The following is a 26,136-nucleotide window of genomic DNA, read 5'->3' as shown; positions in this document are numbered from 1 at the left end:
CTGGAGGGCCTGGTCGCGCTGGTCGAAGAGGGTCCGGTGCGGACGTCCTCGTAGTAGTAGCTGCCCCCGGTCCGTGGCGACGACCCGGTCACCGGGACGCGGTCGTCTCGCGCACGCGGAGGAGGACCCGTCCTGTCGCCCGGCGCTCGTCGAGCTCGCGGATCGCCGCTGCGACGTCGTCCAGGCCGAACACCGAGCCGATCGGTGGGTCGATCGCACCCGACTGCACCAGGGGCACCAGGTCGCGCCACTGCCGGCCGACGTAGGAGGGCTCGGTCCGCCAGAACTCCGCGGAAGCGGCACCCATCACCGTGGTGTTGGCCAGCAGCAGCCGGTTGACCTCCACCGTGGGGATCTCGCGGCCGGTGAAGCCGAGCACGACGAGCCTGCCCTCCCTGGCCAGGGAACGCAGCGAGTCGGGAAAGCGGTCACCGCCGACCGGGTCGACGACGACGTCCGCCCCTCGGCCGTCGGTGAGCCGGCGGACCTCCTCGCGGAAACCGTCCACCGGCACGACCTCGTGGGCACCCGCGGCCCGGGCGACCTCGCCCTTGTCCGGGGTCGACACGACCGCGATCACCCGTGCTCCGTAGGCCACCGCCAACTGGCACGCAGCAGTGCCGACGCCGCCGGCCGCGCCGTGCACCAGAACGGTCTCGCCCGTCGTCAACCGCGCGCGGCGGAGCAGCGCGAAGTGCATGGTCAGGTAGTTCAACGGCAGCGCCGAACCCTTGTCGAACGGCACGCCGTCGGGCAGCGGGAAGACCATGTCCGCGTCGACGGCGACGGTCTCGGCGAAGCCGCCGGTGACCGGCATGGCCGCCACCCGGTCACCGGCCCGGAGACCACCGGCGTCCTCGCGGACGACCCCGGCGACCTCCCAGCCCGGGGTGAAGGGCAGCTCGGGCCGGTGCTGGTACTCCCCGCGGGTCTGCAGGACGTCGGGGAAGACGACGCCCGCGACGTGCACGTCGACCAGCACCTGTCCCGGTTGCGGCACCGGGGCCGGGATGTCGCGGACCTCGACCGCGTCCGGACCGGTGAGGGTGGTGATGACTGCAGCGCGCACGGGTGGCTCCCTGGTCGTCGACCCCTGGGAGGGGCCGGGATGGGGACGGGCTCGTCAGGCGGGCTGGGGAGTTCGTTGCCGTCGGTGGGGCCTTCTCCCGTTCTCCTCCGGTGCTCCGCCAGCGGCCGAAGTGCCGCACGGCCTGGCTGGAGATCCCGATCGTCCGCGGCTTCGCGGCGTCTCGCAGATGCCGCGGGAACGACGCCAGTGGGTCCTCGAGCCCGTCTTCTCGGTCCGGATCCCGCGCCGGCACCGAGAGACCGGTCAGCCGTAGACGTCGGCGCGGTGCGAGATGCGCACGACCCTGACGAGGACCTCGTCGTCGTGGATCGAGTAGATGACGCGGTACTGGCCCCGTCGCGCGGACCAGTAGCCCTCGAGATCGAAGCGCAACGGCTTCCCGACGCGGTACGGGTCCGCAGCCAGCGGCCCGAAGAGGAAGTCGACGACCGCAACAGCCACCGGCTCGGGGAGGTCGCGCTCGATGGCACGTTTGGCCGCTGCCGAGAGGACGACGGTGTGATGACGAGGGCCGGTCACCGCCGGCGGGCCGCGAGTGCGGCACGCACCTCGGCCTCGCCGTAGACCTCACCGGTGGCCATCGCTTCCTCGGCCTGCCTGATCTCCGATCGCGCTCGGGGATCGGAGAGGATCTCCAGGGTCTCCACCAGGGACTCGTAGTCCTCGACGGCGAGGATGACCGCGACCGGGCTGCCGTTCCTGGTGACGGTGACGCGTTCGTGCGTGCCGGCGACCTCGTCGATCACCTGGCTGAAGTGCGCCTTGACCGCCGCCAGCGACTGCGTCGTCATGACCTCAATTGTGGTCAATTGGCCAGCTGTGGTCAAGGAGCTCGGCCAGGGGTCGCCGGGGAGCGCCGGCAGCGCCGGGGCCCACGCCTCGTCGTCATCGTTGGTTGTCCGTCGAGTGATCGCTGCGCTTCCCTGGCCTCGAGCGGTGACTCATCCGTCCGCGCTGGTAGGACGCCTGGCGCGGCTCGGCTGGACCCGCATCGGCTCGCCGGGCATCTTCGGGGAGCGAACCCCGAGAGCGCTGTTCGGAGCGGCGGAACCGCAGGTCGCGCATGAGCGAGAGTGCGGGAGTTGTCGGGCGAGTTCTCACGCCTGGGAGCGGCGCATCGATCCCGGCCGCCCACCGTTCACGGTAGTCGTGCTCGCTGCCGCTCGAGCAGTGATCGGCCGCATCGGCAGACGCGGGAGAGGGCCACGGCACCTGGCCTCCGAGCCTGATGGCGCCGTCGTGTCGAAGGCGTGTGATGCCCGTCAAGACTCCAGGGGGAGCGCCTGCTCGAGCTCCGCCACGGCCTCGCCGGTGTAGACGGCGAGTTTCTGGAGGTGGGGGACGGTGTCGCGGCAGCCGGTGAACCCGAGGTGCATCTGGCCCGCGTAGCTGAACAACGTGATGTTCAGGGCAAGACCGTTGCTCACGATCGAGGCCGGGTACATCGCTTCCACGCGGGCTCCGGCGAAGTAGAGCGGCTCGGCCGGCCCGGGCACGTTCGAGACGACCACGTTGAACAGGTGTCGCGGTGGGCCGAGCCCGGTGACGGCGCTCAGCGTCTGCAGTCCGACGGGCGCCATCAGCATCGAGCTGTAGGCCGTGATGGCCTCCGGGGTCATCCCGTCGAACTGGTTCTTGGCCTCGGTCGTGGATGCGTTGACCGCCCGCAGCCGCTCGATGGGGTCGGCCACGTCGGTCGCCATCGAAGCCAGCAGGGCGCCGACGGCGTTGCCGCCGCCCGGGTCGTCCTTGGGCCGGATGTTCACCGGGACGAAGGCGACCAGGGGGGTGTCCGGCAGCTCGCCCAGCTCGAGCAGGTATCTCCGGATGCCGCCGCCGCAGACGGCCAGGGCGATGTCGTTGAGCGTGGTCCCGCTGATCTTGGCCAGCCGCTTGAGTTGCCCCAGCGGGTACTGCTGCGTCGCGAAGCGGCGGTTGCGGGTGATCCGCTGGTTGAACGGGGTGTGCGGTGCCTGGAAGGTCCCGACCAGCGCGCCGCGGTTCCATGTGAGCCGGCTGAGCGCGCGGGTCAACGGGCCGAGCGCGCGGACACCCTGGCCGGCGGAGCGGAGCAGGCCTGTCGGGCTCGCCCACGAGGCGGCGAGGTCGTCGGAGGCGGCCGAGGTCTTGAGCGGGACGTCGTAGAACAGGCGCGACTGCGCGCTGTCCGGGTCGGTGGTGAAGGCGCGCTCGTGGGCCTTCGTGAGCGTGTAGCCGTCCACGAGGGAGTGGTGCACCTTGGCGAACAGCGCGAAGCCGCCGTCCTCGAGTCCCTCGATGACGTGCAGCTCCCACAGGGGCTTGGACAGGTCGAGGGGGCTGGCGTGCAACCGGGCGACGAGGGTGCCGAGCTCGCGCTCGTCGCCGGGGGCGGGCACGGCGGTGCGGCGTACGTGGTAGTCGAAGTCGAAGTCCTTGTCCTCGACCCAGGCGTGGAGAGGGTTGTACTGGAACCACGGCGTGGCGAGCCGGCCATTCCACGGGTTGGCGACCGACGGTGCGGTTCGGAGCCGCTCGAAGACGCCGCGCAGGTACTCCGGCGGCGCATCCTCGGGCGGCCGCAGTCGCATCAGGGTGCCGACGTGCTGGGGTGCCTCCCGCGTCTCGGCATAGAGGAAAGCCGCGTCCGCGGGGCTGAGAGGTCGTGGGCGTGCCATGGGGGCTCCTTCCACCTGCGCCAGAGGGCGGGCCGTGTGTACGGATCGTTGTCCCACTCGAGCGACGGCCACGCGACCCGCCGCACCGGAACGGGGACGGCGGCGGCCGGCCACTCCGTCAGCAGCGTCGTCTTCCTGATCCGCGCAGGCGCCGACACCAGCGCCGGCGACTACTCCTCCGCCCGGTTCAAGCGCTCGGCCAGCCGCAGACGCGCCGCCACGCCGCGCCACCGGCGAGAGACGTGCAACTCGGTCTCGATCAGTGGGCCGGCCATGACGATCTCCCTGGGGAGCGGGCTCTCATCTGCCTTCGACTGACACGCCTCGCCGGCGACACCGATGGCTCACGCGCGCATGCTGTCAGCACGAACTGGGCGGTGTCGATGGAGCTCGGCCCGCGCAGGTGCACGGATTCCGCGCTCCGTCGTGTGGAAGGGCGGGGCTCGTGTCTGCCGAGGGCGCGACGGGAGCAGGTACCGCCTCGCGTCGGGCGGCGGCGTGCCGGGTGCATCGCGACCACGTCCCGTCTGCAGGGCCGCTGGAACGGCCCCGAGGCCCGCTGTCGCAGAAGCGCCGGACGCATCGGCTGTAGAGCGCGGTCGTCCGCAGGGGTTCGGCAGCGGCTGCTGTCGCGCCCGACGGAGCGACTGGGGAGTACGCGAGAACCACCGGAGGACGGGGGTTGTCCGTCGAGTAGGCGCTGCGCTTCGACTCGCGTCGCGCGCCGGATCACTCGTCCGCGCTGGTGGGACGCCTGGCGCGGCTGGGCTGGACGCGCATCGGCTCGCCCGGCATCTTCGGGTAGTCCGGCGGATAGGGGAGGTCGCCCAGGCCGTCGTCCTTCGCCTGGCGCTCGGCGAGCTCGAGCAGCGGCTCGATGCCGAAGGCGTGCCCGGCCAGGCCGGCGTGCTTGTCACCCACTGCCTTGAAGCGCTCCGGCATGGTCAGCACGTCGAAGTCGAACGGCGAGACGTCGGGCAGCTCGTCCCAGTCCAGCGGCGCGGAGACGGGGGCGTGCGGCTTGGGCCGGATGGAGTACGCCGAGGCGATCGTGCGGTCCCGGGCCATCTGGTTGTAGTCGATGAAGATCTTCTCGCCGCGCTCCTCCTTCCACCACGACATCGTCACGCGGTCGGGGATCCGTCGTTCCAGCTCGCGGCCGAAGGCGATCACCGCCCGGCGCACCTCGGGGAAGGTCCACCGCGGCTGGATCGGCACGTACACGTGCACGCCGCGCCCGCCGGAGGTCTTCGGCCAGCCCTCCATGCCGAGCTCGTGCAGCAGCTCGCGCACGTGCGGGGCCACCCAGACGGCGTCGGAGAAGTCGGTGCCCGGCTGGGGGTCGAGGTCGATGCGGATCTGGTCGGGCTGCTCGACGTCGCCCTTGGACACCGGCCACGGGTGGAAGGTCAGGGTGCCCAGGTTGGCGCACCACGCGACGACGGCGACCGAGTCCGGCGCGATCTCGTCGGCGGTCCGGCCGCTGGGGAAGGTGATGTGCGCCGTCGGCACCCACTCGGGCGCGTTCTTGGGCACCCGCTTCTGGTAGAAGGCGTCGCCGGTGTTGTCCATCCGGGTCGACAGCCGGGCGCCCTCGAACACCCCGCTGGGCCAGCGCTCGAGCGTCGTCGGCCGGTCCCGCAGGGCGAACAGGATCCCCTCGCCGACGGCGACGAAGTACTCGACGACGTCGATCTTGCGGATCCCGCGCTCGGCGAAGTACGGCTTCTCCGGGTTGGAGACGCGCACCTCGTGCCCGTCGACGGTCAGGACGACGGCGTCCTTGCTGCTGGCCACCATGAGCTCCCCGGGTCAGGGGCGGCTCAGGCCGGGCACGTCAGCCCGTCCTGCGGCGCCGTGAGGTCGATGAGGTAGGCGTTGACCGCCGCGGTGACGCAGTCGGTCTTCGGGTAGGCGGTGTGCCCCTGGCCCTGCCAGACCAGCAGCGTGCCGGCGCTGAGGTCCTCGGCCATGTCCTCTGCGCCGGGCAGCGGCGTCACCGGGTCGCCGGTGTTGCCGACGACGAGGATCGGCGCGCTGCCGTCGGCGTCGCGCTCGGGCAGCGGCGTGCGCTCGGCGTCCCACACCCCGCAGGTGTAGAGGCTGGAGGCCGCGCCGGCGCCGAAGAGCGGATAGCGCTGGTTCCAGTCCTGCGCGAGCTGCAGCACCTCCTCCTCCGAGTACGTCACGTCCTCGGGGCGGTCGGCGCAGTTGACCGTGATGTTGGCGTCGAGCTGGTTGGTGTACGTGCCGTCCTCGAGCCGGCCGTCGTAGGCGTCGGCGAGGGCGAACAGGCCCGCGGCGTCGCCGGTGCTCGCGGCGGCCAGCGCCTGCGACAGCTGCGGCCACGACGACGTGTCGTACAGCGCCGCGGCGACGGCGGTCAGGATGACGCCGGGCGTCGCGGTGCGGGTCTCGCCGGGCCTGCTGCTGGCGATCGGCGCGGCCGACGCCGCCCCCATCAGGTCCTGCACGAACCGGCGCGGGTCGCCGCCGATCGGGCACCCCGACACCAGGCTCGTGCAGTTCGCGGCGAAGGCGTCGAAGCCGGCCTCCAGGCCCGCGGCCTGCGCCTCGGCGTCGGCCTGCGGGTCGGCGTCGGGGTCGACGGCGGCGTCGAGCACCATCGCGCGCACGTTCTCGGGGAACAGCTCGGCGTAGGTGGAGCCCAGCGTGGTGCCGTAGGAGTAGCCGAGGAAGTTCAGCTGCTCGTCGCCCAGCGACTCGCGCAGCAGGTCCATGTCCCGCGCGGTGTCGACGGTGTTGAACGTCCCCAGCGCGTCGCCGTACTCCTCGGCGCAGGCGTCGGCCGCCTCGTCGGTCAGCCCCAGGACCTCGTCCATCTGCTCCTGCGTGACCGGTCGCGGCTCGGCGGCGACCAGGCGGTCCTTGAGGTCGGCGGGGATGCACTCGACCGGCGTCGACAGCCCGACCCCGCGCGGGTCGAAGCCGACGAGGTCGAAGCGGCGCAGCACGTCCTCGGGCATGGACAGCGCCAGGCTGAGCGCCGCGTCCGCCCCGGAGGCCCCGGGACCGCCCGGGTTCACCAGCAGCGAGCCGATCCGGTCGGTCTGCCCGGCCAGCGTCGCGCGCACGAGGAACAGCGGCAGCGTGGCGCCGTCGGGCTCGTCGTGGTCGATGGGCACCTCGGTGCGGCCGCACTCGAAGGCGAGGTCGCGCTCGCTGCCGGGGGTGCCGGAGATGAGCTCGGTGATCTGCGCGTCGCAGTCGGTCCAGGTGATCGGGGCGGCCTCGGGCTCGGCCGGCGTCGTCGTCGCGGACGACGACGAGGAGTCCGCCGACGACGAGTCGGTGAACGAGCTACAGCCGGTGACCGCCAGGAGCAGTCCGGTCGAGGCGGCGAGCAGGCCGCGGCGCAGACGCATGATCACCACCGTAGGAGCCCGGTGCCACCCGCGCAGGCGCCGCTCATCCGGCCAGCACCTCGGCCAGGTCGTAGCGCACCGGGACCTCCAGCTGGTCGTAGGTGCAGCTCCGCGCCTCCCGGTCGGGCCGCCAGCGGAGGAACTGGCCGGTGTGCCGCAGCCGCCGGCCCTCGAGCTGGTCGTACTTGACCTCCACCACGAGCTCGGGCCGCAGCGGCACCCACGAGAGGTCCTTCTTGGCGTTCCAGCGGCTCTGCGCGCCGGGCATCCGGTGCTCGCCGTTCTCCTGCACCTCCGCGTTCGCCCAGTCCTGCCACGGGTGCCCGTCGAGGGCGTCGGCGCGGTAGGGCGCCAGCTCCTCGACCAGCTCCGCGCGCCGCGCCATGGGGAACGACGCCGCGACGCCGATGTGCTGCAGGCCGCCGTCGTCGTAGAGCCCGAGCAGCAGCGAGCCGACGATCGGCCCGCTCTTGTGCCAGCGGAACCCGGCGACCACGCAGTCGGCGGTGCGCACGTGCTTGACCTTGGTCATCAGCCGCTGGTCGGGGCCGTACGGCAGGTCGGGGGCCTTGGCGACGACGCCGTCGAGCCCGGCGCCCTCGAACTCCTCGAACCAGCGCTGCGCGGTCCCGGCGTCCCGCGTGACTGCCGTGACGTGCACCCGCTCGTGCTGCCTGCCCAGCACCTCGCGCAGCCGCGCCCGGCGCTGCTCGAACGGCGTCTCCATCAGCGACTCGTCGCCGACGGCCAGCAGGTCGAAGGCGACGAAGTGCGCCGGCGTCTGCTCGGCGAGCAGGTCGACGCGCGACTTCGCGGGGTGGATGCGCTGCAGCAGCGACTCGAAGTGCAGCCGGTCGCCCTGCGGCACCACGATCTCGCCGTCGACGACGCAGCGCTCCGGCAACGCCTCCTTCACCGCGGCCACGACCTCGGGGAAGTAGCGGGTCAGCGGGCGCTCGTTGCGGCTGCCCAGCTCCACCTCGTCGCCGTCGCGGAAGACGATGCAGCGGAAGCCGTCCCACTTGGGCTCGTAGAACAGGCCGTCGCCGGTGGGCAGCTTCGTGGCGGCCTTGGCCAGCATCGGCTTGACCGGCGGCAGCACGGGCAGGTCCATGCCGGTCAGTCAACCAGCGGGCCCTCCCCGGGGCAGGTCGCCGTCGACCGGACGGGTGGCAGGGATGGCCATCTCTGCCGCTGGGGGCTCAGCCGAGGGCGTAGCGGGTGAAGAGGACGCCGTCCTCCTCGAGCACCTGGACCAGCCGCGGGCGGACGACGTCGCGCAGCGCCCGGTCCAGCAGCCGCGCCTGACCGCCGACCAGCGCGGGGGAGACGGTGAGGTCGAGCTCGTCGACGACGCCCGCGTCCAGCGCCGCCGTCAGCAGCGACGGGCCGCCCTCGCACAGCACCGCCTCGAACCCGCGGTCGGCGAGGGCGTCCACCGCCAGCGGCAGGTCCACGTCGGCGTCCCCGCACACGAGCACGTCGACGCCGGCGTCGGCCAGCGCGGCGCGGCGGGCGGGGTCGGCGGCCGCGCAGGTGACCAGGAGCGTCGGCGCCTGCGCGAGCCGGTCGCCGGGCGCCATCGACGCCCGCCGCGACACCACCGCGACCGGCAGCTCGGGCGTGCGTCCGAGCCGGGCCCGGCGCCGGCCGAGGGGCGAGTCCGCGGTCACCGGCCCGTAGCCCTCGCCGGCCGCCGTCCCCTGCCCGACCAGGACGACGTCGGCCAGCGCGCGCAGCGTCGAGAACACCCGCCGGTCACCGGGCGAGCCGAGTCCCGCGCTGACGCCGTCCACCGTCACCGCGCCGTCGAGCGAGGCGACGAAGTCGACGCGGAAGGAGCGCCCCGGCGGGAGCCGGTACGCCTCGGTGAGGTCGGCGTCGTTCAGGTCGGTGGCCGGCGACGGGTGCAGCCGGCGCATCAGGTGCGGACGACGGCCGCGCTCTCGGCGGGCACGGTCACCGACGTCCCGGACAGCGCCGGCTCCTCGCCGGTCGCGAACAGCACCCCGGTGGCGGGCCGGTCCAGCTCGACCTCCTGCTCCTCACCGGAGAGGTTCGCCACCACCCGCAGCCCGCCGCGGTGCACCACGAGCACCCGGTCCTCGTCGTCCCAGCCGACCTCGGTGGCGGCGAGGTCGGCGTCGACCAGCTCGGGGTGCTCCCTGCGCAGGGCCAGCAGCCGGCGGTGGACGGCGAGCAGCGTCGCGTGCGGCTCCCGGTCGAGCTCGGACCAGTCCAGCTTCGAGCGGGTGAACGTCTCGGGGTCCTGCGGGTCGGGGACCTCGTCGGCGTCCCAGCCGTGCTCGGCGAACTCCCGCTTGCGCCCCTCCGCCGTCGCCTGCCCGAGCTCCGGCTCCGGGTGGGAAGTGAAGAACTGCCACGGCGTCGAGGCGCCCCACTCCTCGCCCATGAACAGCATCGGCGTGAACGGGCTGGTGAGGACGATCGTCGCGCCGACGGCGAGCAGGCCGGGGGAGAGGGTCGCCGAGATCCGGTCGCCGACGGCGCGGTTGCCGATCTGGTCGTGGTCCTGCAGGTAGCCGACGAACTTCCAGCCCGGCAGCCGCGTGGTGTCCACCGGCCGGCCGTGGTGGCGGCGGCGGAAGCTCGACCACGCGCCGTCGTGGAAGTAGGCGCCGGTCAGGGTCTTGGCCAGCCCCGCGATGCCGGCCTCGGCGAAGTCGCGGTAGTAGCCCTGCCCCTCGCCGGTGAGCGTCGAGTGCAGCGCGTGGTGGAAGTCGTCGCTCCACTGCGCGGTCATGCCCAGCCCGCCGGCGCCGCGCGGCGTCACCATCCGCGGGTCGTTGAGGTCGCTCTCGGCGATCAGCGACAGCGGCCGGCCGACGGCGACCGACAGCCGGTCGACCTCGCGCGCCATCTCCTCGAGGACGTGGGTGGCGCGCTCGTCGACCAGCGCGTGCACGGCGTCGAGCCGCAGCCCGTCGACGTGCATGTCGCGCAGCCACATGAGCGCGTTGTCGATGATGTACCGGCGGACCTCGTCGGAGTCGGGACCCGACAGGTTGACCGAGTTGCCCCAGGTGTTGGCGCCGCCCTCGCTGAAGACCGGCATGAACAGCGGCAGGTAGTTCCCCGAGGGCCCGAGGTGGTTGTAGACGACGTCCTGGATCACGCCGAGGCCGCGCTGGTGGCAGGCGTCGACGAAGCGCTGGTAGGCGGCCGGCCCGCCGTAGGTCTCCTGGACGGCGTACCAGGCGACGCCGTCGTAGCCCCAGTTGTGCGTGCCGTTGAAGGCGTTGACCGGCAGCACCTCGACGAAGTCGACGCCGAGGTCGACGAGGTGGCCGAGCCGGTCGATGGCGGCGTCGAGGGTGCCCTCGGGCGTGAACGTGCCGACGTGCATCTCGTAGACGACGCCTCCGGCCAGCGGGCGCCCGGTCCAGGCGCGGTCGCCCCAGGAGTACGCCGAGGGGTCGAACCGCCGGGACAAGCCGTGCACGCCGTCGGGCTGCCGCCGCGAGCGCGGGTCCGGGTAGACCTTCCTCCCGCCCTCCTCCCCGTCCTCGTCGTCGCCGAGCAGGAAGCCGTAGTCGGCCTCCGCGGCGGCCTCGACCTCGGCCCGCCACCAGCCGTCGTGGTCGCGGCGCATGTCGTGCACCGCGCCGTCGACCTGCAGGCGCACGCGCTCGGGCACGGGCGCCCAGACGGCGAACTCGACGGGTGCGGACATGCGGGAGCCTCCGGGGATCGAGCGGGTGACGGGGGGTCATTGCCCCCGCAGTGCCCGGTCAACCGCCGGAGGCGACGGCCGCCGGGGGAAGGGTCCCCCGGCGGCCGGGTGCCTCACGGCAGCTGCAGGACCTGACCGACGTAGATCCGGTTCGGGTCGCTGACCGTGCCCTCGTTCGCGGCGAAGAGGGCCTGCCAGGTGGTGCCGCTGGCCGCGGCGATCTTCGACAGGGTGTCCCCGGCGGCGACGGTGTAGCTGCCGCCCGCCGGCCGCTCGGCGCGGGACGCCGCCTCGGTCTCCCGCGGGGCGGGAGCCGGTGCGGGGGCCGCGGCCGGTGCCGCCTCGGGCGCGCCGGCCACGGGCGCCGACGGGTCGAGCGCCTTGCCGCAGGACGGCCACGCGCCGGGACCCTGCATGTCGAGCAGCACCTCGGCCGCCGCGATCTGCTGGGCCTTGGTGGCGAGGTCCGGCCGCGCCGCGTACTGGGTGCCGCCGGCCGCGGCCCACGACGACAGGGAGAACTGCAGGCCGCCGTAGTAGCCGTTACCGGTGTTGATCGACCAGTTGCCGCTGGACTCGCACTGCGCGACGGCGTCCCAGTCGTTGGGGGCGGCCGCGGAGGCGGGGGCGGCCAGCGCCCCGAGGGAGAGGGCGGCCGCGCCGGCGGTGAGGACCGTCCGGCGGGCCAGCCGGACCGCGCGCTGCTGGCGGCCGGTGGCGGGCATGGTGGAGGGGGTCGTGCGCATGGTTGTGCTCCCGATCCGCCGCCTGCGGGGTGAGCTGTCGGGTTCGGAGCGATCGGTGCCCCGGCCGCACGACGTGCGGCTTCACCCCGAGACGGTGCTGCGTGGCCCCCCGTGACCACGGCGGCGCGCCGTCGAAGTGGTTCCCCCACCCCCGTCCTGGCGGTGCAGGAGGTACGGACGCCGACGGACGGGGTTGGGCGGATCGGCTCCGGCGCCCGGCTCTCGGTCGGCCGGTGCGCGGGGCAAAGGTAACGGGTGGGTCACGAGACGGCGCGCCGAACCCCACGGGTCGACTCCCGCCCCACGCGGCACACCCCACCGGCCTCCGGCGGAACGCCTGGTCACACCGCCGCGGGGCGGCCTGCCCCCGCGGCGATGTGACCTGGGACTCATTCCCGGACGAGCAGTGCCACGGGCAGCCGGGACAGCAGGTCGGCCACGGGCAGGCCTGCTGCGTCGGAGACCACCCGCGTGCCGGTGAGCACGTCCCGCCAGGAGCCGGTGGGCAGCGCGAGCGCGGTGTCGCCCCAGCCGGTGCCGGCCAGGCCGACCGGCAGCCGGGTCGCGACCGTCACCGCACCGCCCCGGTCGAAGGCGACGACGGAGCCGGCGGCGGACCCGGTGGCCTCGACCGGTGCGTACCCGGTGAACAGCTCCGGGCGGTCCCGCCGCAGCCGCAGCGCCCGCGAGACGACGAGCAGCTTGGCCGCGCCGGTGTCGTCGACCTCGGGCACCCAGCCGCCGTCGAGGCGGGCCAGCAGCGCCCGGCGCCCGTCGTAGTCCACGGGGCGGCGGTTGTCCGGGTCGACCAGCGAGCGGTCCTCGAGCTCGGTGCCCTGGTAGACGTCGGGGACGCCGGGCATCGTCAGCTGAACCAGCTTCTGCGCCAGCGCGTTGGACCGTCCGGCCGGGGCGATCCGCGCGACGAACGCCTCGATCTCGGCGTTCGTCGTCGCGTCGTCGAAGGCGGCGTCGACCATCGCGTGCAGCTCGGTCTCGAACGCCTCGTCGACGTCGGTCCACGTCGTCGACAGGCCGGCCTCGCGGGCGGCCTTCTCGGCGTAGGCGTGCGCCCGTTCGCGCGACAGCGGCCAGGCGCCCACCAGGTTCTGCCAGACCAGGTGCGCCAGCGGCCGGTCGGCCAGCGGGTGGCGGGACAGCCAGCCGCGGACCAGCTCCGCCCACTCGGTGGGCACCTCGGCGAGGACGGCCAGGCGAGCCCGGGTGTCCTCGCTGCGCTTGGTGTCGTGCGTGGTGAGCGTCGTCATCGACGCCGGCTTGCGCTCCAGCCGGCGGGTCTGCGCCTCGTGGAACTCCTCGACCGTGGCGCCGAAGCGCGCCGGGTCGCCGCCCACCTCGTTGAGCACCACGAACCGCGCCCACCGGTAGTAGGCGCTGTCCTCGACGCCCTTGGCCATCACCGGGCCGCTGGTCTGCTCGAAGCGGGTGGCCGCCTCGGTGCCGGCCTGCGCGAGCACCGGGTGCAGCGCGTCGACGGCGGCGACCAGGTCGGGCCGGCGGTCGCGGACGGCGGACACCGCGGCGTCGAGGTGCTCCCGACCGTCGGGCAGGTAGCTGCGGTAGACGGAGAAGGTGGCCAGCAGCTCGGCCAGCGCCTCGGTCTGCTGCGCGCGGTCGACGCCCGGCAGCTCGCCGATGACCCGCACCAGCCGGGCGACCTCCGAGCCGAGGATCCCGTCGGTGACCTCGCGCTTGCAGTCGTGGACCAGCTGCGCGTAGTCGACCGGCCGCCCCGACAGCTCGGTGTCCAGCGCGGTCAGCGCCGCCTCGCCGGCCGGGTCGACCAGGACGTCGTCGACCTCGGCGAGCGCGTCGTAGCCGGTGGTGCCGGCGCAGCGCCAGCTGCCGGGCAGGTCCTCGCCGGGCTCGAGGATCTTCTCGACGACCGTCCACCGGCCGCCGGAGGCCTCGGCCAGCCGGTCGAGGTAGCCCTTCGGGTCGGCGAGGCCGTCGGGGTGGTCGATCCGCAGCCCGTCGACGGCGCCCTGCTCCACCAGCCGCAGCACCAGCTCGTGGGTGGCGTCGAAGACCGCGGGGTCCTCCACGCGCAGCCCGGCGAGGGTGTTGATCGCGAAGAAGCGCCGGTAGTTGAGGTCGGAGTCCGCGCGGCGCCAGTCGACCAGCTCGTAGTGCTGCCGGTCGTGCACCTCCTGCGGCGTCCCCTCCCCGGTGCCGGGCGCGAGCGGCAAGCGGTTGTCGTAGTACCGCAGCTCGCCGTCCACGACCTCAAGCTTCTGCACGTCGTCGGCCGACCCGAGCACCGGGATCCGGATCCGGCCGCCGCCGAAGTCCCAGTCGACGTCGAACGCCGACGCGTGCGCGCTCTCCCGCCCGTGCTGCAGCACGTCCCACCACCAGGGCGCCTCGGCCGGGTCGGCCACGCCCATGTGGTTGGGCACCAGGTCGAGGACCAGCCCCAGCCCGTGCTCGTGCAGCGCGGCGACGAACCGGTCGAAGCCCTCCTGCCCGCCGCGCGACTCGTCGACGTGCGCGTGGTCCACGGTGTCGTAGCCGTGCGTGCTCCCCGCCGCCGAGCGCAGCAGGGGGGAGGAGTAGGCGTGGCTGACGCCGAGGTCGGCCAGGTAGCCGGCCACGGCGGCCGCGTCGTCCAGGGTGAAGTCGGCGGTCACCTGCAGCCGGTAGGTGGCCGACGGCGTCGCCCGCCGGCGCTCCCGGCTGTCGCGGGGCCCGCTCACGGCGCCGCCTGCAGCACGACGGTGGCACGGGCGGCGACCGACAGGCTGTCACCGGCCTTGAGCTGCACCGGCTCGACCTCGCCCATCTCCGCGGTGTCCACGACGACCGTCCAGCCCTCGGCGTACTCGCCGGTGGGCAGGGTGAACTCGATCGGCTCGTGGTGGGCGTTGAAGGCCAGGAAGAAGCAGTCGTCGACGACGTCCTCGCCGCGCTCGTCGGTCTCCCGGATGCCGTGGCCGTTGAGGTACATCGCCAGCGACTTGGCGAACCCAGCGTCCCAGTCCTCGTCGGCCATGACCTCGCCGCCGGGGGTGAACCAGGCGATGTCCTGGACCGGGTCGCCCTCCTCGCGGCGCACCGGCCGGCCGTGGAAGAACCGGCGGCGGCGGAACGTCGGGTGCTCGGTGCGCAGCCGGGTGACCAGCTTGGTGAACTCCAGCAGGCCCTCGTCGACGGACTCCCAGTCGATCCAGGTCAGCTCGGAGTCCTGGCAGTAGCCGTTGTTGTTGCCGCCCTGCGAGCGGCCGAGCTCGTCGCCGTGCAGCAGCATCGGCACGCCCTGGCTGAGCATCAGCGTGGTGATGAAGTTCCGCCGCTGCCGGGCGCGCAGCTCGAGGACCTCGGGGTCGTCGGTCTCGCCCTCGACGCCGCAGTTCCAGCTGCGGTTGTGGCTCTCGCCGTCGTTGTTGCCCTCGCCGTTGGCCTCGTTGTGCTTCTCGTTGTAGGAGACGAGGTCGTTGAGCGTGAACCCGTCGTGCGCGGTGACGAAGTTGATGCTCGCCACCGGCCGGCGCCCGGAGTGCTTGTAGAGGTCGGCCGAGCCGGTGATGCGGCTGGCGAACTCGCCGATGGTGGCGTCCTCGCCGCGCCAGAAGTCGCGGACGGTGTCGCGGTACTTGCCGTTCCACTCGGTCCACAGCGCGGGGAAGTTGCCCACCTGGTAGCCGCCGTCGCCGACGTCCCACGGCTCGGCGATGAGCTTGACCTGGCTGACGATCGGGTCCTGGTGCACCAGGTCGAAGAACGCCGACAGCCGGTCCACCTCGTGGAACTGGCGAGCCAGGGTGGAGGCGAGGTCGAAGCGGAAGCCGTCGACGTGCATCTCGGTGACCCAGTACCGCAGCGAGTCCATGATCAGCTGCAGCGCCTGCGGGGTGCGGACGTTGAGCGAGTTCCCGGTGCCCGTGGTGTCCATGTAGTACTGCTCGTCGCCCTCGACCAGCCGGTAGTACGTCCGGTTGTCGATGCCCTTGAACGACAGCGTCGGGCCCATGTGGTTGCCCTCGGCCGTGTGGTTGTAGACGACGTCCAGGATGACCTCGATGCCGGCCTCGTGCAGGGTCCGGACCATGCCCTTGAACTCCTGCACCTGCTGGCCGTCGGTCTGCTGCGCGTACTCGTTGTGCGGCGCGAAGAAGCCGATCGTGTTGTAGCCCCAGTAGTTGCGCAGGCCCTTCTGCAGGAGCGTGTCGTCCTGCACGAACTGGTGCACCGGCATGAGCTCGATCGCGGTGATCCCCAGCGACTGCAGGTGCTCGATGACCGCCGGGTGCGCGATGCCGGCGTAGGTCCCGCGCAGTTCCTCGGGGATCCGCGGGTGGGTCATCGTCAGGCCCTTGACGTGGGCCTCGTAGATGACCGTCTTGTTGTAGGGCGTCCGCGGCGGGCGGTCCACGCCCCAGTCGAAGTACGGGTTGATCACGACGGACTTCGGCATGTGCGGCGCGGAGTCGTCGTCGTTGCGCTCACCGCTGCCGAACCGGTAGCCGAAGCAGGCCTCGTCCCAGTCGATCGCGCCGTCGATCGCCTTGGCGTAGGGGTCGAGCAGCAGCTTGTTCGGGTTGCAGCGCTGCCCGTTCTCGGGGTCGTAGGGGCCGTGCACGCGGAAGCCGTAGCGCTGCCCGGGCTGGATGCCGGGGAGGAAGGCGTGCCAGACGTAGCCGTCCATCTCGGGGAGCCGGATGCGCTCCTCGTTGCCCGCCTCGTCGAAGAGGCAGAGCTCCACCTTCTCGGCCGCCTCGCTGAACAGCGCGAAGTTGGTCCCGGTGCCGTCGTAGGTGGCTCCGAGCGGATAGGCGGAGCCGGGCCACACCTGGGTCATGGACGTGTTTCCTCCTGCACTGGCGCCCGACGGGTCCGGGGCGCGGTGGCCCCCCGCCACGGCCGTCGGCAGGGGGTCTGGGCACACGGTGCCCGCCGGTCCCTTGCCCGAACCGGGCGGCTCCACACCTGACGCGGCGCAGATCACGGGAGCGCGCCCGCTCGGACGACGACGCCCTCCGCGGCGGGGCCGTGGAGGGCCGTGCCGTGGAGGGCATCGTGCGCAGGTCCGGGAGGCCGCGGCGCGGGGCGCCGGTCCCACCTGGTACCGAGTCGCGGGGCGCCGGGGTCCGACCTCGTCCGGGCATCCCGGGTGGCACTGGTCCCCGGCGCGGCACCGCGCCTGCGAGAGGGCACGCTATCGGGTCCCGGGCACGCGCACGAGCACGACGCCGTCGCGGCCGCAAGCCACCCGTCCCGCGTGCCCCTGGGTGCTCGCCCGTCACACGCGGCGTTCTGTCACCGGACGGTCGTACCGTCGACCCGTGCGCGCGACCACCGACATCCGGCCCACCCAGGGGCGCTTCCGCGTCGTCAGCGACTTCGAGCCCTCGGGCGACCAGCCGACGGCGATCAAGGCCCTCGCGGAGCGGGTGAACTCGGGGGAGAAGGACTCGGTGCTCCTCGGCGCCACCGGCACCGGGAAGTCGGCCACCACCGCCTGGCTCATCGAGCAGGTGCAGCGGCCCACGCTGGTGATGGCGCCGAACAAGACGCTGGCCGCGCAGCTGGCCAACGAGTTCCGCGAGCTGCTGCCCGACAACGCCGTCGAGTACTTCGTCTCGTACTACGACTACTACCAGCCCGAGGCCTACGTCCCGCAGACCGACACCTACATCGAGAAGGACTCGTCGGTGAACGACGAGGTGGAGCGGCTGCGGCACTCGGCCACCCAGGCGCTGCTCACCCGGCGCGACGTCGTGGTGGTCGCCACCGTCTCCTGCATCTACGGCCTGGGCACGCCGCAGGAGTACGTCGACCGGGCGCTGAAGATCTCGGTGGGGGAGGAGCGCGACCGCGACTCGCTGCTGCGCACCCTCGTCGAGGAGCAGTACACCCGCAACGACCTGTCCTTCACCCGCGGCACGTTCCGGGTGCGCGGCGACACCATCGAGGTCTTCCCGGTCTACGAGGAGCTCGCCGTCCGGATCGAGATGTTCGGCGACGAGGTGGAGCGGCTGTACTACCTGCACCCGCTGACCGGCGAGGTCGTCCGCGAGGTCGAGGAGCTCTTCGTCTTCCCGGCCACCCACTACGTCGCCGGCCCCGAGCGGATGGAGCGGGCGATCGGCTCCATCGAGGCCGAGCTCGAGCAGCGGCTGGCCGAGCTGGAGCGGCAGGGCAAGCTGCTGGAGGCCCAGCGGCTGCGCATGCGCACCACCTACGACATCGAGATGATGCGCCAGGTCGGCTTCTGCTCCGGCATCGAGAACTACTCGCGGCACATCGACGGCCGCGCCCCCGGCACCGCCGGCGCCTGTCTCATCGACTACTTCCCCGACGACTTCCTGCTCGTCATCGACGAGTCGCACGTGACCGTCCCGCAGATCGGCGGCATGTACGAGGGCGACATGAGCCGCAAGCGGACGCTGGTCGAGCACGGCTTCCGGCTGCCCTCGGCGATGGACAACCGCCCGCTGAAGTGGGAGGAGTTCACCGACCGGATCGGCCAGACCGTCTACCTGTCGGCCACGCCGGGCCCCTACGAGCTCGGCCGGGTGCAGGGCGACGTCGTCGAGCAGGTCATCCGCCCCACCGGCCTGGTCGACCCGGAGGTCGTGGTCAAGCCGACCAAGGGCCAGATCGACGACCTGGTGCACGAGATCCGCGTCCGCATCGAGAAGGACGAGCGGATCCTGGTCACCACGCTGACCAAGAAGATGGCCGAGGACCTCACCGACTACCTGCTCGAGCTCGGCATCAAGGTCCGCTACCTGCACTCCGAGGTCGACACCCTGCGCCGGGTGGAACTGCTGCGCGAGCTGCGGCAGGGCGAGTACGACGTGCTGGTCGGCATCAACCTGCTGCGCGAGGGCCTCGACCTGCCCGAGGTGTCCCTGGTGGCGATCCTCGACGCCGACAAGGAGGGCTTCCTCCGCTCGGGCACGTCGCTGATCCAGACGATCGGGCGCGCGGCGCGCAACGTGTCGGGAGAGGTGCACATGTACGCCGACACGGTCACGCCGTCGATGGCGCACGCGATCGAGGAGACCAACCGGCGCCGCGAGAAGCAGGTCGCCTACAACCGCGAGCGCGGCATCGACCCGCAGCCGCTGCGCAAGAAGATCGTCGACATCCTCGACGGCATCTACCGCGAGGCGGAGGACTCCGAGAGCGCCGAGCTGATCGGCGGCTCGGGCCGGCAGCAGTCCCGCGGCAAGGCGCCGGTGCCGGGGCTGTCGTCGAAGAAGGCCGCGGGCACCAAGGGCAAGGCCGGCGCGATCGACGTGCAGGGCCTGCCGCGCGCGGAGCTGGCCGACCTCATCACGCAGATGAACGACCAGATGCTGGCCGCGGCGCGGGAGCTGCAGTTCGAGGTGGCCGCCCGCCTGCGCGACGAGCTCGCCGAGCTGAAGAAGGAACTGCGCCAGCTCGACGCCGCGCACGCCTAGGCGTACCGGCTGGGCACGCTTGGCCGTACCGGCTAGGAGACCAGTCGCTGGCCCGCGGCGCGGTCCGGTCCCGCGGGGCCGGCCGCGCCGTCGGACGGGTTGATCTCCGCCCACACGGCGTCGAGGGAGAGCCCGAGCACGTCGGCGATCGCCGCGATGGTGGGGAAGGCGGGCGTGGCCACGCGTCCGGACTCGATCTTCCGCAGCGTCTCGGGGGAGACGCCGGCCTCCAGCGCGGTGTGCAGCATCGACCTCGGCCCCCGGGCTCGTCGCAGGAGGGCGCCGAGGCGCTGTCCGCGTTCGACCTCGGCGGGAGTGAGCGGCAACCGGACCACGGCACCGATTCTAGTACCGGGATAGTCTTACCGGGATCGTTATCGGCCGAACGAGGAGGACGCAGGGTGATCGAGGTCTTCGACGCGACGGATCTGCCCCGGGCCAGGGAGGCCGGCGCCCTGGTCGCCGGCATCCTGCAGACGCTCAAGAGCCGCTGCGAGGTGGGCACCGACCTGCTGGAGATCGACGCGTGGACCCGGGCCATGATCACCGAGGCCGGGGCGCAGTCCTGCTACGTCGACTACGCGCCCTCCTTCGGGCGCGGGCCGTTCGGTCACCACATCTGCACGTCGGTCAACGACGCCGTGCTGCACGGGCTGCCGCACGCCTACGCGCTGGCCGACGGCGACCTGCTGACGCTCGACCTCGCCGTCTCCCTCGGCGGGATCGTCGCGGACTCCGCCATCAGCTTCGTGGTGGGCGAGTCCGCGTCGCCGGAGAGCCTCGCGCTGATCCGGGCGACCGAGCGCGCGCTGAGCGCGGCGATCGCCGCCGCCCGCCCGGGCGCCCGCATCGGGGACGTCTCGCACGCCATCGGCACGGTCCTCGGCGAGGCCGGGTACCGGGTCAACACCGAGTTCGGCGGCCACGGCGTCGGATCGACGATGCACCAGGACCCGCACGTCCCGAACTCCGGCCGACCGGGTCGCGGGTACCGGCTGCGCCCCGGGCTCCTGCTGGCGCTGGAGCCGTGGGTCATGGCCGACACCGACGAGCTGGTCACCGATCCCGACGGCTGGACGCTGCGCAGCGCCACGGGCTGCCGGACGGCACACAGCGAGCACACGGTCGCCATCACCGACGACGGCGCCGAGGTCCTCACGCTCCCGGAGCGGGTGCCTGCCGTGTGACACACGTCGCAGGTTCGTTACGTTCGGGTCCTCCCCCTCCCGGACGAAGGAGTCCTGCGCGTGTCCCTCCTGCGATCCCCCGGACTGCGCCGCGGTCTGGTCGCCACCACCCTCGCCGCGCTCTCGCTGAGCACGGCGGCGCCGGCGCTGGCCGCACCGGGCGGGAACGGCCGCTCCGCTCCGCTCGCCTCGGCGGTCACCGCGGTGCAGGCCACCAGCGCGCCGATCACCGTCGGCGGCGAGGCCTGGACCCGCACGACGGGCACCGTCTCCGGCGTCGTCGACCCGCGCGAGCAGGTCGCCGGGCTCGCCGGTCTGGCGCGGGACGCCCGCGGCCTGGTGCCCTGGACGAGCGAGTTCGAGCTCATCGCGCCCGCCGACCCGGGCGGCAGCGACGTCGTCCTCGTCGAGGCGGAGAACCGCGGCCGCCCGGCGGTGCTCCCCTCGGTGCAGGGCTTCCCGGTCACCGGCGACACCACCCCCGACGGCGCCGTCTACCCCGACGGCCTCGGCAACGGCTGGCTGGCCGGGCAGGACCTGTCCTACGCGCGGGTGCAGTGGGAGACGGCCATCTCCGCCGGCGTGCCCGCCTCGGCCCAGGGCGTCGGCGAGGTGATCGTGCGCGACTTCGGCCGGCTGCTGCGGGGCACCGCGCCGCGGCCGTCGGGCCCGGCGCTGCCGGTCTACCGGGCCGCGGTGCTGGCCGGCATCAGCCAGAGCGCCTGGTTCGTCGACACCCTCGTCGCCGAGGGCTTCAACGTCGACGACCGCACCGGCCGCGGGGTCTTCGACGCCGCGGTCGCGGTCTCCGGCGCCGGGAACTGGCTGGCGGTCAACCAGCTCGCCGGCGGTGCGGCGCAGCGGCCCTACGTCCTCGAGGACGGCGTCCCGCTGACCTACGACCAGATCCTCACCCGCCGCACGAGCGACCCGCTGTTCGTCGACGTCGCCACCTACACCGACTACCACCGGCTCCGGGCGAGCGTCACCGCCGAGGCCGGGCGCCCGCGCGACGTCGTCCGCTACGACTGGCCGGCTCCGCACGCGGGCATCGCCGCCTATCCGGACGCCGTCGTCTTCGGGGCGCTGCGGTGCAACGGCGGGGTCGCCGTCCCGCGCAACCCGATCTCCTACAACCCGCACCTGCGCACGCTCCTCGCCGACGTCGTCGCGGTGGTGCGCCACCCGGGCCAGGGCGACCGGCGGCTGCTCCCGCCGTCGGCGACGTTCGCGCTGCAGCCGGCCCCGGCGGGGGACCGGGCGTCGTTCAACGACCTGCCCGGCGTCGCGCTGCAGGTCCCGCGGACCGACCCGGTCACCGCGCAGCCGCTGGGCGGGGTGCGCTTCCCCGACGCCGTCGTCCCGCTCGGCCGGCCGGTCCCGGTGGCGCTGTCCCCGGTCGGCACGACGTCGATCACCGACGTCTGCGGCAACTGGGGCGGCTGGCAGCCGTTCTCCGCGGCGGAGCTCGCGCAGCGCTACGGCTCGGTCGACGGGTACCTCGCGCAGTACGCCGCCGCGGTCGACGCCCAGGTCCGCGACGGGTACCTCGACGCGTCGGAGAAGGCGGGGATGCTGGCCGCCGCCCGGGCCGCCTACCTGGCCGCGCGCTAGCCGCTGCGCAGGTCCCGCACAGGAGCGAGGGGTGCCCGGGAACCCCGGGCGCCCCTCGTCCGTTCTGCCCTGTGACTCCGCGGGCCCGGTCAGCCGTGCCCGCGGAACCGTGGAGGGGAGTATCCCGCTCGCGGTGACGTCGTCAACACGGGTGGAGACACCCCGGCGTCATCGGCCGGTCGCTGCAGTCGCCGGTGGGAGAGACCTCCGGTGCTGACAGCTGCCAGTCGACCGGAGGTATCCGCATGGACGTCCCCATCTGGGTCTGGGCGATCACCGTCGCCGCCATCATGGCCATGATCGTGTTCGACTTCGTCGGCCACGTGCGCACGCCGCACGCCCCGACGCTGCGCGAGGCGGCGACCTGGTCGGCGGTCTACGTCGCCATCGCCGTCCTCTTCGGCATCGGCGTCTGGCTCTTCGCCGGCGGCCAGTACGGCGGGGAGTACTTCGCCGGCTACATCACCGAGAAGAGCCTGTCGGTCGACAACCTCTTCGTCTTCGTGCTGATCATGGCCAGCTTCGCGGTGCCGCGGGAGCTGCAGCAGAAGGTGCTGCTGTTCGGCATCGCCTTCGCGCTGATCCTGCGCACCGTCTTCATCTTCCTCGGCGCCGCGGCGATCGAGAACTTCAGCTGGGTCTTCTACCTGTTCGGCGCGTTCCTCATCTACACCGCGATCGCGCAGGCCCGTGCCGGCGGCGGCGAGGACGAGGAGTTCACCGAGAACGCTTTCCTCCGGCTGACCCGCCGGATCATCCCGACGACCGACGAGTACCACGGCGACCGGATGACGACGAAGCTCGCCGGCAAGCGCTACATCACCCCGCTGGCCATCGCGCTGGTCGCCATCGGCAGCGCCGACCTCCTCTTCGCCGTCGACTCGATCCCGGCCATCTTCGGGCTGACCGAGGAGACGTTCCTCGTCTTCGCCGCCAACGCCTTCTCCCTGCTGGGCCTGCGGCAGCTGTTCTTCCTCATCGACGGCCTGCTCGACCGGCTGGTCTACCTGCACTACGGCCTGGCGGTCATCCTCGGCTTCATCGGGGTCAAGCTGCTGATCCACGCGCTGCACGAGAACGAGCTGCCGTTCATCAACGGCGGCGAGCACGTCACGGTGGTCCCGGAGATCCCGACCTGGCTGTCGCTGTCGGTCATCGTCCTCACCCTGCTGGTCACCACGGTGGCGAGCCTGGCCCGCAGCCGGCGCGACGCCCGCGAGGCGGCCGCGGCCGGGGACGCCGGCGTGCCGGTCGTCGGGTCGGCCGCCGAGCCGGTCGCCGAGCCGCTCCCCGGGTCCCGGCCGGAGCACGGCACCCCTGCGGCGAGGCCGGCCGAGCGGCCCGACGGCGGCTCCCGGTGACGCACAGGTGACCGGCGGGCGGACGCCCGGCCTCTCGCGCCGGTGAGCCTGTTGCTCCCGGTGATCGTGCGGCACCATCCACGACACGTCCGCTCCGCTGGGTGCCCGTCCGGCACCCTGCGCAGCGGTGCCGGGGGAACCGCGCTGGGCGCCCGCGCCCGCGCCGTCCCCCGGCGGCGCCGGCCACGTCCGGTGTCCAGCACAGCGGCGACCGCCGCTGCGCCCCCGACAGTGACATGGGAGTCCAACTGATGGGTGTCAGCCTCTCCAAGGGCGGGAACGTCTCGCTGACCAAGGAGGCGCCGGGCCTGACCGCGGTGAACGTCGGCCTCGGCTGGGACGTGAACACGTTCTCCGGCGGCGAGTTCGACCTCGACGCGTCGGCGATCATGATCGGTGCCGACGGCAGGGTCACCCCCGACGACTCGGGCTTCATCTTCTTCAACAACCTGCGCAGCCCCGACGGCTCCGTGGTCCACGTCGGTGACAACCTCACCGGTGAGGGCGAGGGTGACGACGAGGTCGTCCAGGTGAACCTGGCGGGTGTCCCGCCGACGGTCGAGAAGATCGTGTTCCCGGTGTCGATCTACGACGCCGACAACCGCAAGCAGAACTTCGGCGCGGTGCGCAACGCCTTCATCCGCATCGTCAACCAGGCCAACGGCCAGGAGGTCGCCCGCTACGACCTCACCGAGGACGCCTCGGTCGAGACCGCCATGGTCTTCGGCGAGCTCTACCGCAACGGCGCGGACTGGAAGTTCCGCGCCGTCGGCCAGGGCTACGCCTCCGGCCTGCGCGGCATCGCCCAGGACTTCGGCGTCAACGTCGGCTGACCACCGCCGCCGGGCCCGGACGCGCACCCGCGTCCGGGCCCGGCACCCTGCCCGCACCAGCCCCGAAGCCGGAGGTCCCGTCATGGTCGACTACACCCGCCCGAGTTCCCCGCCGCCGTCCGGCGGCGGCGTCAGCATGAGCAAGGTGACGCTCACCAAGAGCGCGCCGTCGGTCTCGCTCACCAAGGGCCGCGGCGCCGGCGGGCAGATGCGGGTGAACCTCAACTGGGAGTCCGGCCGCCGCGGCCTGTTCTCCAAGGGCTCGGCCGTCGACCTCGACCTCGGCTGCCTGTGGGAGACCGCCGACGGCAGCAAGGGCGTCGTGCAGGCGCTGGGCAACGCCTTCGGCGCGCTCGACCGCCCGCCCTACGTGCTCCTCGACGGCGACGACCGCTCCGGCGCCAAGTCCGGCGGGGAGAACCTGCTCGTCAACCTCGACCACCTCGACCGGATCCGCCGGGTGCTCGTGTTCGCCTACATCTACGAGGGTGCGCCGAACTGGGCCGCGGCCAACGGCGTCGTCACGCTGTACCCGCAGGGTGCCGCGCCGATCGAGGTCCGTCTCGACGAGCACGCCCAGGGCGCCCGCTCCTGCGCCATCGCGCTGCTGACCAACTCCGGCGGCTCGCTGACCGTGCAGCGCGAGATCCGCTACCTGCCCGGCGTCCAGCGCGACCTCGACGGCGCCTACGGCTGGGGCCTCAACTGGACGAGCGGGCGCAAGTGACCGCCGCCGCGACCCCCGCCTGAACGGCCGCGCAGTGGTCCACGTCCTCACCCGGGGCGGCAACGTCGGCCTCGCCCAGGCCGGCCTGACCGGCCCCGTCGTCGTCACGCTCACCTGGACGCCGGCTCCCGGCGTCGACGCCGACCTCTCGGCGTTCCTCACCACCGCCGCGGGGAAGGTCCGCAGCGACGCCGACTTCGTCTTCTACAACCAGCCCAGCGGCGCCGGCGGCGCGGTCCGCCACCTCGGCAAGACCGCCCGCGGCGGCGCGACCGTCGACCAGGTCCGCATCGACCCCGCCGCGCTGCCCGCCGACGTCGAGAAGGTCGTCATCGGCGCCTCCCTCGACGGCGCGGGCACCTTCGGCGCGCTGTCCGGGCTCGCCGTCGAGGTGGGTCCCGACGGCGGTGCCGCGGCCATCCGCTGCGAGCTCGCCGCCGGCGCCGAGACCGCGCTGGTCTTCGCCGAGGTCTACCGCCGCGGCGCGGAGTGGAAGGTGCGCGCCGTCGGGCAGGGCTTCACCAACGGCCTGGCCGGCATGGCCACCGACGTCGGCGTGCGCGTCGACGACGAGCCGGCGCCCGCGGCGCAGCCCGCACCCCAGGCCCAGCCCGCCGCCGCGCCGGTGAGCATGGAGAAGCGCCGCATCGTCGACCTGGAGAAGAAGCTCGCGACGTCGGCGCCGCAGATGCTCAGCCTGGTCAAGACTGCCGGCGTCAGCCTGGAGAAGCGCGGCCTGGGCGAGCACACCGCCCGCGTCGCGCTGGTCCTCGACATCTCCGGGTCGATGGCCGCGCTCTACCGCGCCGGCGCCGTGCAGCGGCTGGCCGAGCGGGTCCTGGCGCTGGGCCTGCGCTTCGACGACGACGGCGTCGTCGACGTGTTCCTCTTCGGCAAGGACGTGCACCGCCCCGAGCCGGGGCTGCGCCTGGAGGGCCACCAGCAGTACATCGCCGACCTGTCGCGGCAGTACCCGCTGGAGTACGACACCCGCTACGGCGCGGCGATGGCCGCCGTCCGGCAGGCGTACTTCGGCGACAGCCGCGAGCGGGTCGAGCCCCAGCCGGCGCAGGTCCCGGTCTACGTCATGTTCCTGACCGACGGCGCCCCCAGCGACAAGTCGGTGGCGACGAAGCAGATCAAGTCGGCGTCGTTCGAGCCGGTGTTCTGGCAGTTCATGGGCATCGGCCCGGAGCGGCAGTTCAGCTACCTGCAGCGGCTCGACGACCTCGACGGCCGCTACACCGACAACGCCGACTTCTTCGCCGTCTCCCAGGACGACCTCATGGGCTCCCGGCCGATCAGCGACGACGCGCTGTTCGACCGGCTCATGACCGAGTACCCCGACTGGCTCCGGCGGGCGCGCGCCCAGGGCCTGCTCGTCCGGTGAGTCCCCAGCAGGAGGGAACGA

20 protein-coding genes and 1 riboswitch are annotated in these 26,136 nt (G+C 73.0%); of the genes, 7 read left to right on the top strand and 13 right to left on the bottom strand.

The genetic code is table 11. The annotated features are described in order from the left end of the window. Positions 1–88: 88 nt before the first annotated feature. The 12 genes from FN207_RS23780 to glgX all read right to left on the bottom strand — a co-directional run bounded on the left by FN207_RS23780 (position 89) and on the right by glgX (position 16,392). Positions 89–1,069: an NADPH:quinone oxidoreductase family protein gene (locus FN207_RS23780; RefSeq protein ID WP_142460932.1), complete on the bottom strand. Its 981-nt coding sequence runs from the start codon at positions 1,067–1,069 to the stop codon at positions 89–91. A gap of 264 nt (positions 1,070–1,333) precedes the next feature. Beyond that, entirely contained in the window at positions 1,334–1,609 is a 276-nt protein-coding gene (locus tag FN207_RS23775) for a type II toxin-antitoxin system RelE family toxin (protein ID WP_142460931.1), read from the bottom strand. Continuing rightward, positions 1,606–1,881 (bottom strand): type II toxin-antitoxin system Phd/YefM family antitoxin, encoded by a 276-nt coding sequence (locus FN207_RS23770; protein ID WP_142460930.1) that lies wholly within the window; start codon positions 1,879–1,881, stop codon positions 1,606–1,608. Before FN207_RS23770 ends, FN207_RS23775 begins: the two co-directional genes overlap by 4 nt. A gap of 471 nt (positions 1,882–2,352) precedes the next feature. Continuing rightward, positions 2,353–3,747: a WS/DGAT/MGAT family O-acyltransferase gene (locus FN207_RS23765; RefSeq protein ID WP_142460929.1), complete on the bottom strand. Its 1,395-nt coding sequence runs from the start codon at positions 3,745–3,747 to the stop codon at positions 2,353–2,355. Positions 3,748–4,476: 729 nt separating this feature from the next. Beyond that, the gene (locus FN207_RS23760) at positions 4,477–5,547 is read right to left on the bottom strand and encodes a DNA polymerase domain-containing protein (protein ID WP_185938545.1); all 1,071 of its coding nucleotides are present in this window, start codon (positions 5,545–5,547) and stop codon (positions 4,477–4,479) included. 23 nt (positions 5,548–5,570) lie between these two features. Beyond that, on the bottom strand, positions 5,571–7,133 hold the full coding sequence (locus FN207_RS23755) for an alpha/beta hydrolase (RefSeq protein WP_142460927.1): 1,563 nt from the start codon (positions 7,131–7,133) through the stop codon (positions 5,571–5,573). 43 nt (positions 7,134–7,176) lie between these two features. Continuing rightward, the gene (locus FN207_RS23750; protein WP_142460926.1) at positions 7,177–8,247 is read right to left on the bottom strand and encodes an ATP-dependent DNA ligase; all 1,071 of its coding nucleotides are present in this window, start codon (positions 8,245–8,247) and stop codon (positions 7,177–7,179) included. Between the two features lie 88 nt (positions 8,248–8,335). Continuing rightward, positions 8,336–9,055: a dihydrofolate reductase family protein gene (locus FN207_RS23745; RefSeq protein WP_142460925.1), complete on the bottom strand. Its 720-nt coding sequence runs from the start codon at positions 9,053–9,055 to the stop codon at positions 8,336–8,338. After that, complete coding sequence (gene treZ, locus FN207_RS23740) at positions 9,055–10,827, bottom strand: malto-oligosyltrehalose trehalohydrolase (protein ID WP_142460924.1); 1,773 nt, start codon at positions 10,825–10,827, stop codon at positions 9,055–9,057. The genes FN207_RS23745 and treZ overlap by 1 nt, the downstream gene beginning before the upstream one ends. Before the next feature lie 113 nt (positions 10,828–10,940). Then, positions 10,941–11,573 carry a LysM peptidoglycan-binding domain-containing protein gene (locus tag FN207_RS27420; RefSeq protein ID WP_142460923.1) on the bottom strand — a complete coding sequence of 211 codons (633 nt, stop codon included), beginning with the start codon at positions 11,571–11,573 and terminating at the stop codon, positions 10,941–10,943. A 26-nt stretch (positions 11,574–11,599) separates the two neighbouring features. Continuing rightward, positions 11,600–11,683: riboswitch (cyclic di-AMP (ydaO/yuaA leader) on the bottom strand. 279 nt (positions 11,684–11,962) lie between these two features. Continuing rightward, positions 11,963–14,290, bottom strand: a complete 2,328-nt coding sequence (treY, locus tag FN207_RS23730; RefSeq protein ID WP_142460922.1) for a malto-oligosyltrehalose synthase — start codon at positions 14,288–14,290, stop codon at positions 11,963–11,965. Further along, positions 14,287–16,392 carry a glycogen debranching protein GlgX gene (glgX, locus tag FN207_RS23725; RefSeq protein ID WP_142460921.1) on the bottom strand — a complete coding sequence of 702 codons (2,106 nt, stop codon included), beginning with the start codon at positions 16,390–16,392 and terminating at the stop codon, positions 14,287–14,289. The genes treY and glgX overlap by 4 nt, the downstream gene beginning before the upstream one ends. Positions 16,393–16,876: 484 nt before the next feature. On the opposite strand from glgX, the gene uvrB reads away from it, so the two are divergent. Next, the gene (gene uvrB, locus FN207_RS23720; RefSeq protein ID WP_142460920.1) at positions 16,877–19,003 is read left to right on the top strand and encodes an excinuclease ABC subunit UvrB; all 2,127 of its coding nucleotides are present in this window, start codon (positions 16,877–16,879) and stop codon (positions 19,001–19,003) included. A 32-nt stretch (positions 19,004–19,035) separates the two neighbouring features. Here the strand turns inward: uvrB and FN207_RS23715 are convergent, their stop codons facing one another. After that, positions 19,036–19,338 carry a helix-turn-helix transcriptional regulator gene (locus tag FN207_RS23715; RefSeq protein WP_142460919.1) on the bottom strand — a complete coding sequence of 101 codons (303 nt, stop codon included), beginning with the start codon at positions 19,336–19,338 and terminating at the stop codon, positions 19,036–19,038. Between the two features lie 66 nt (positions 19,339–19,404). On the opposite strand from FN207_RS23715, the gene map reads away from it, so the two are divergent. The 6 genes from map (at position 19,405) to FN207_RS23685 (ending at position 26,115) form a co-directional block, all read left to right on the top strand. Beyond that, positions 19,405–20,190: a type I methionyl aminopeptidase gene (map, locus tag FN207_RS23710; RefSeq protein ID WP_142460918.1), complete on the top strand. Its 786-nt coding sequence runs from the start codon at positions 19,405–19,407 to the stop codon at positions 20,188–20,190. A 60-nt stretch (positions 20,191–20,250) separates the two neighbouring features. Continuing rightward, positions 20,251–21,804 (top strand): alpha/beta hydrolase domain-containing protein, encoded by a 1,554-nt coding sequence (locus tag FN207_RS23705; protein ID WP_142460917.1) that lies wholly within the window; start codon positions 20,251–20,253, stop codon positions 21,802–21,804. Between the two features lie 245 nt (positions 21,805–22,049). Then, positions 22,050–23,165, top strand: coding sequence for a TerC family protein (locus FN207_RS23700; protein WP_142460916.1), 1,116 nt, complete (start codon positions 22,050–22,052; stop codon positions 23,163–23,165). A 251-nt stretch (positions 23,166–23,416) separates the two neighbouring features. Then, complete coding sequence (locus tag FN207_RS23695) at positions 23,417–23,998, top strand: TerD family protein (protein ID WP_142460915.1); 582 nt, start codon at positions 23,417–23,419, stop codon at positions 23,996–23,998. An 82-nt stretch (positions 23,999–24,080) separates the two neighbouring features. After that, positions 24,081–24,725 carry a TerD family protein gene (locus tag FN207_RS23690; RefSeq protein ID WP_142460914.1) on the top strand — a complete coding sequence of 215 codons (645 nt, stop codon included), beginning with the start codon at positions 24,081–24,083 and terminating at the stop codon, positions 24,723–24,725. A gap of 34 nt (positions 24,726–24,759) precedes the next feature. Next, positions 24,760–26,115 carry a VWA domain-containing protein gene (locus tag FN207_RS23685; protein WP_142460913.1) on the top strand — a complete coding sequence of 452 codons (1,356 nt, stop codon included), beginning with the start codon at positions 24,760–24,762 and terminating at the stop codon, positions 26,113–26,115. Positions 26,116–26,136 lie beyond the last annotated feature (21 nt).

It is taken from the genome of Geodermatophilus aquaeductus (assembly GCF_900182545.1).
Classification (GTDB): domain Bacteria; phylum Actinomycetota; class Actinomycetes; order Mycobacteriales; family Geodermatophilaceae; genus Geodermatophilus; species Geodermatophilus aquaeductus.
The sequence above is the reverse complement of the archived record's forward strand: the minus strand, read 5'-3'. Positions and strand labels throughout refer to the sequence as shown.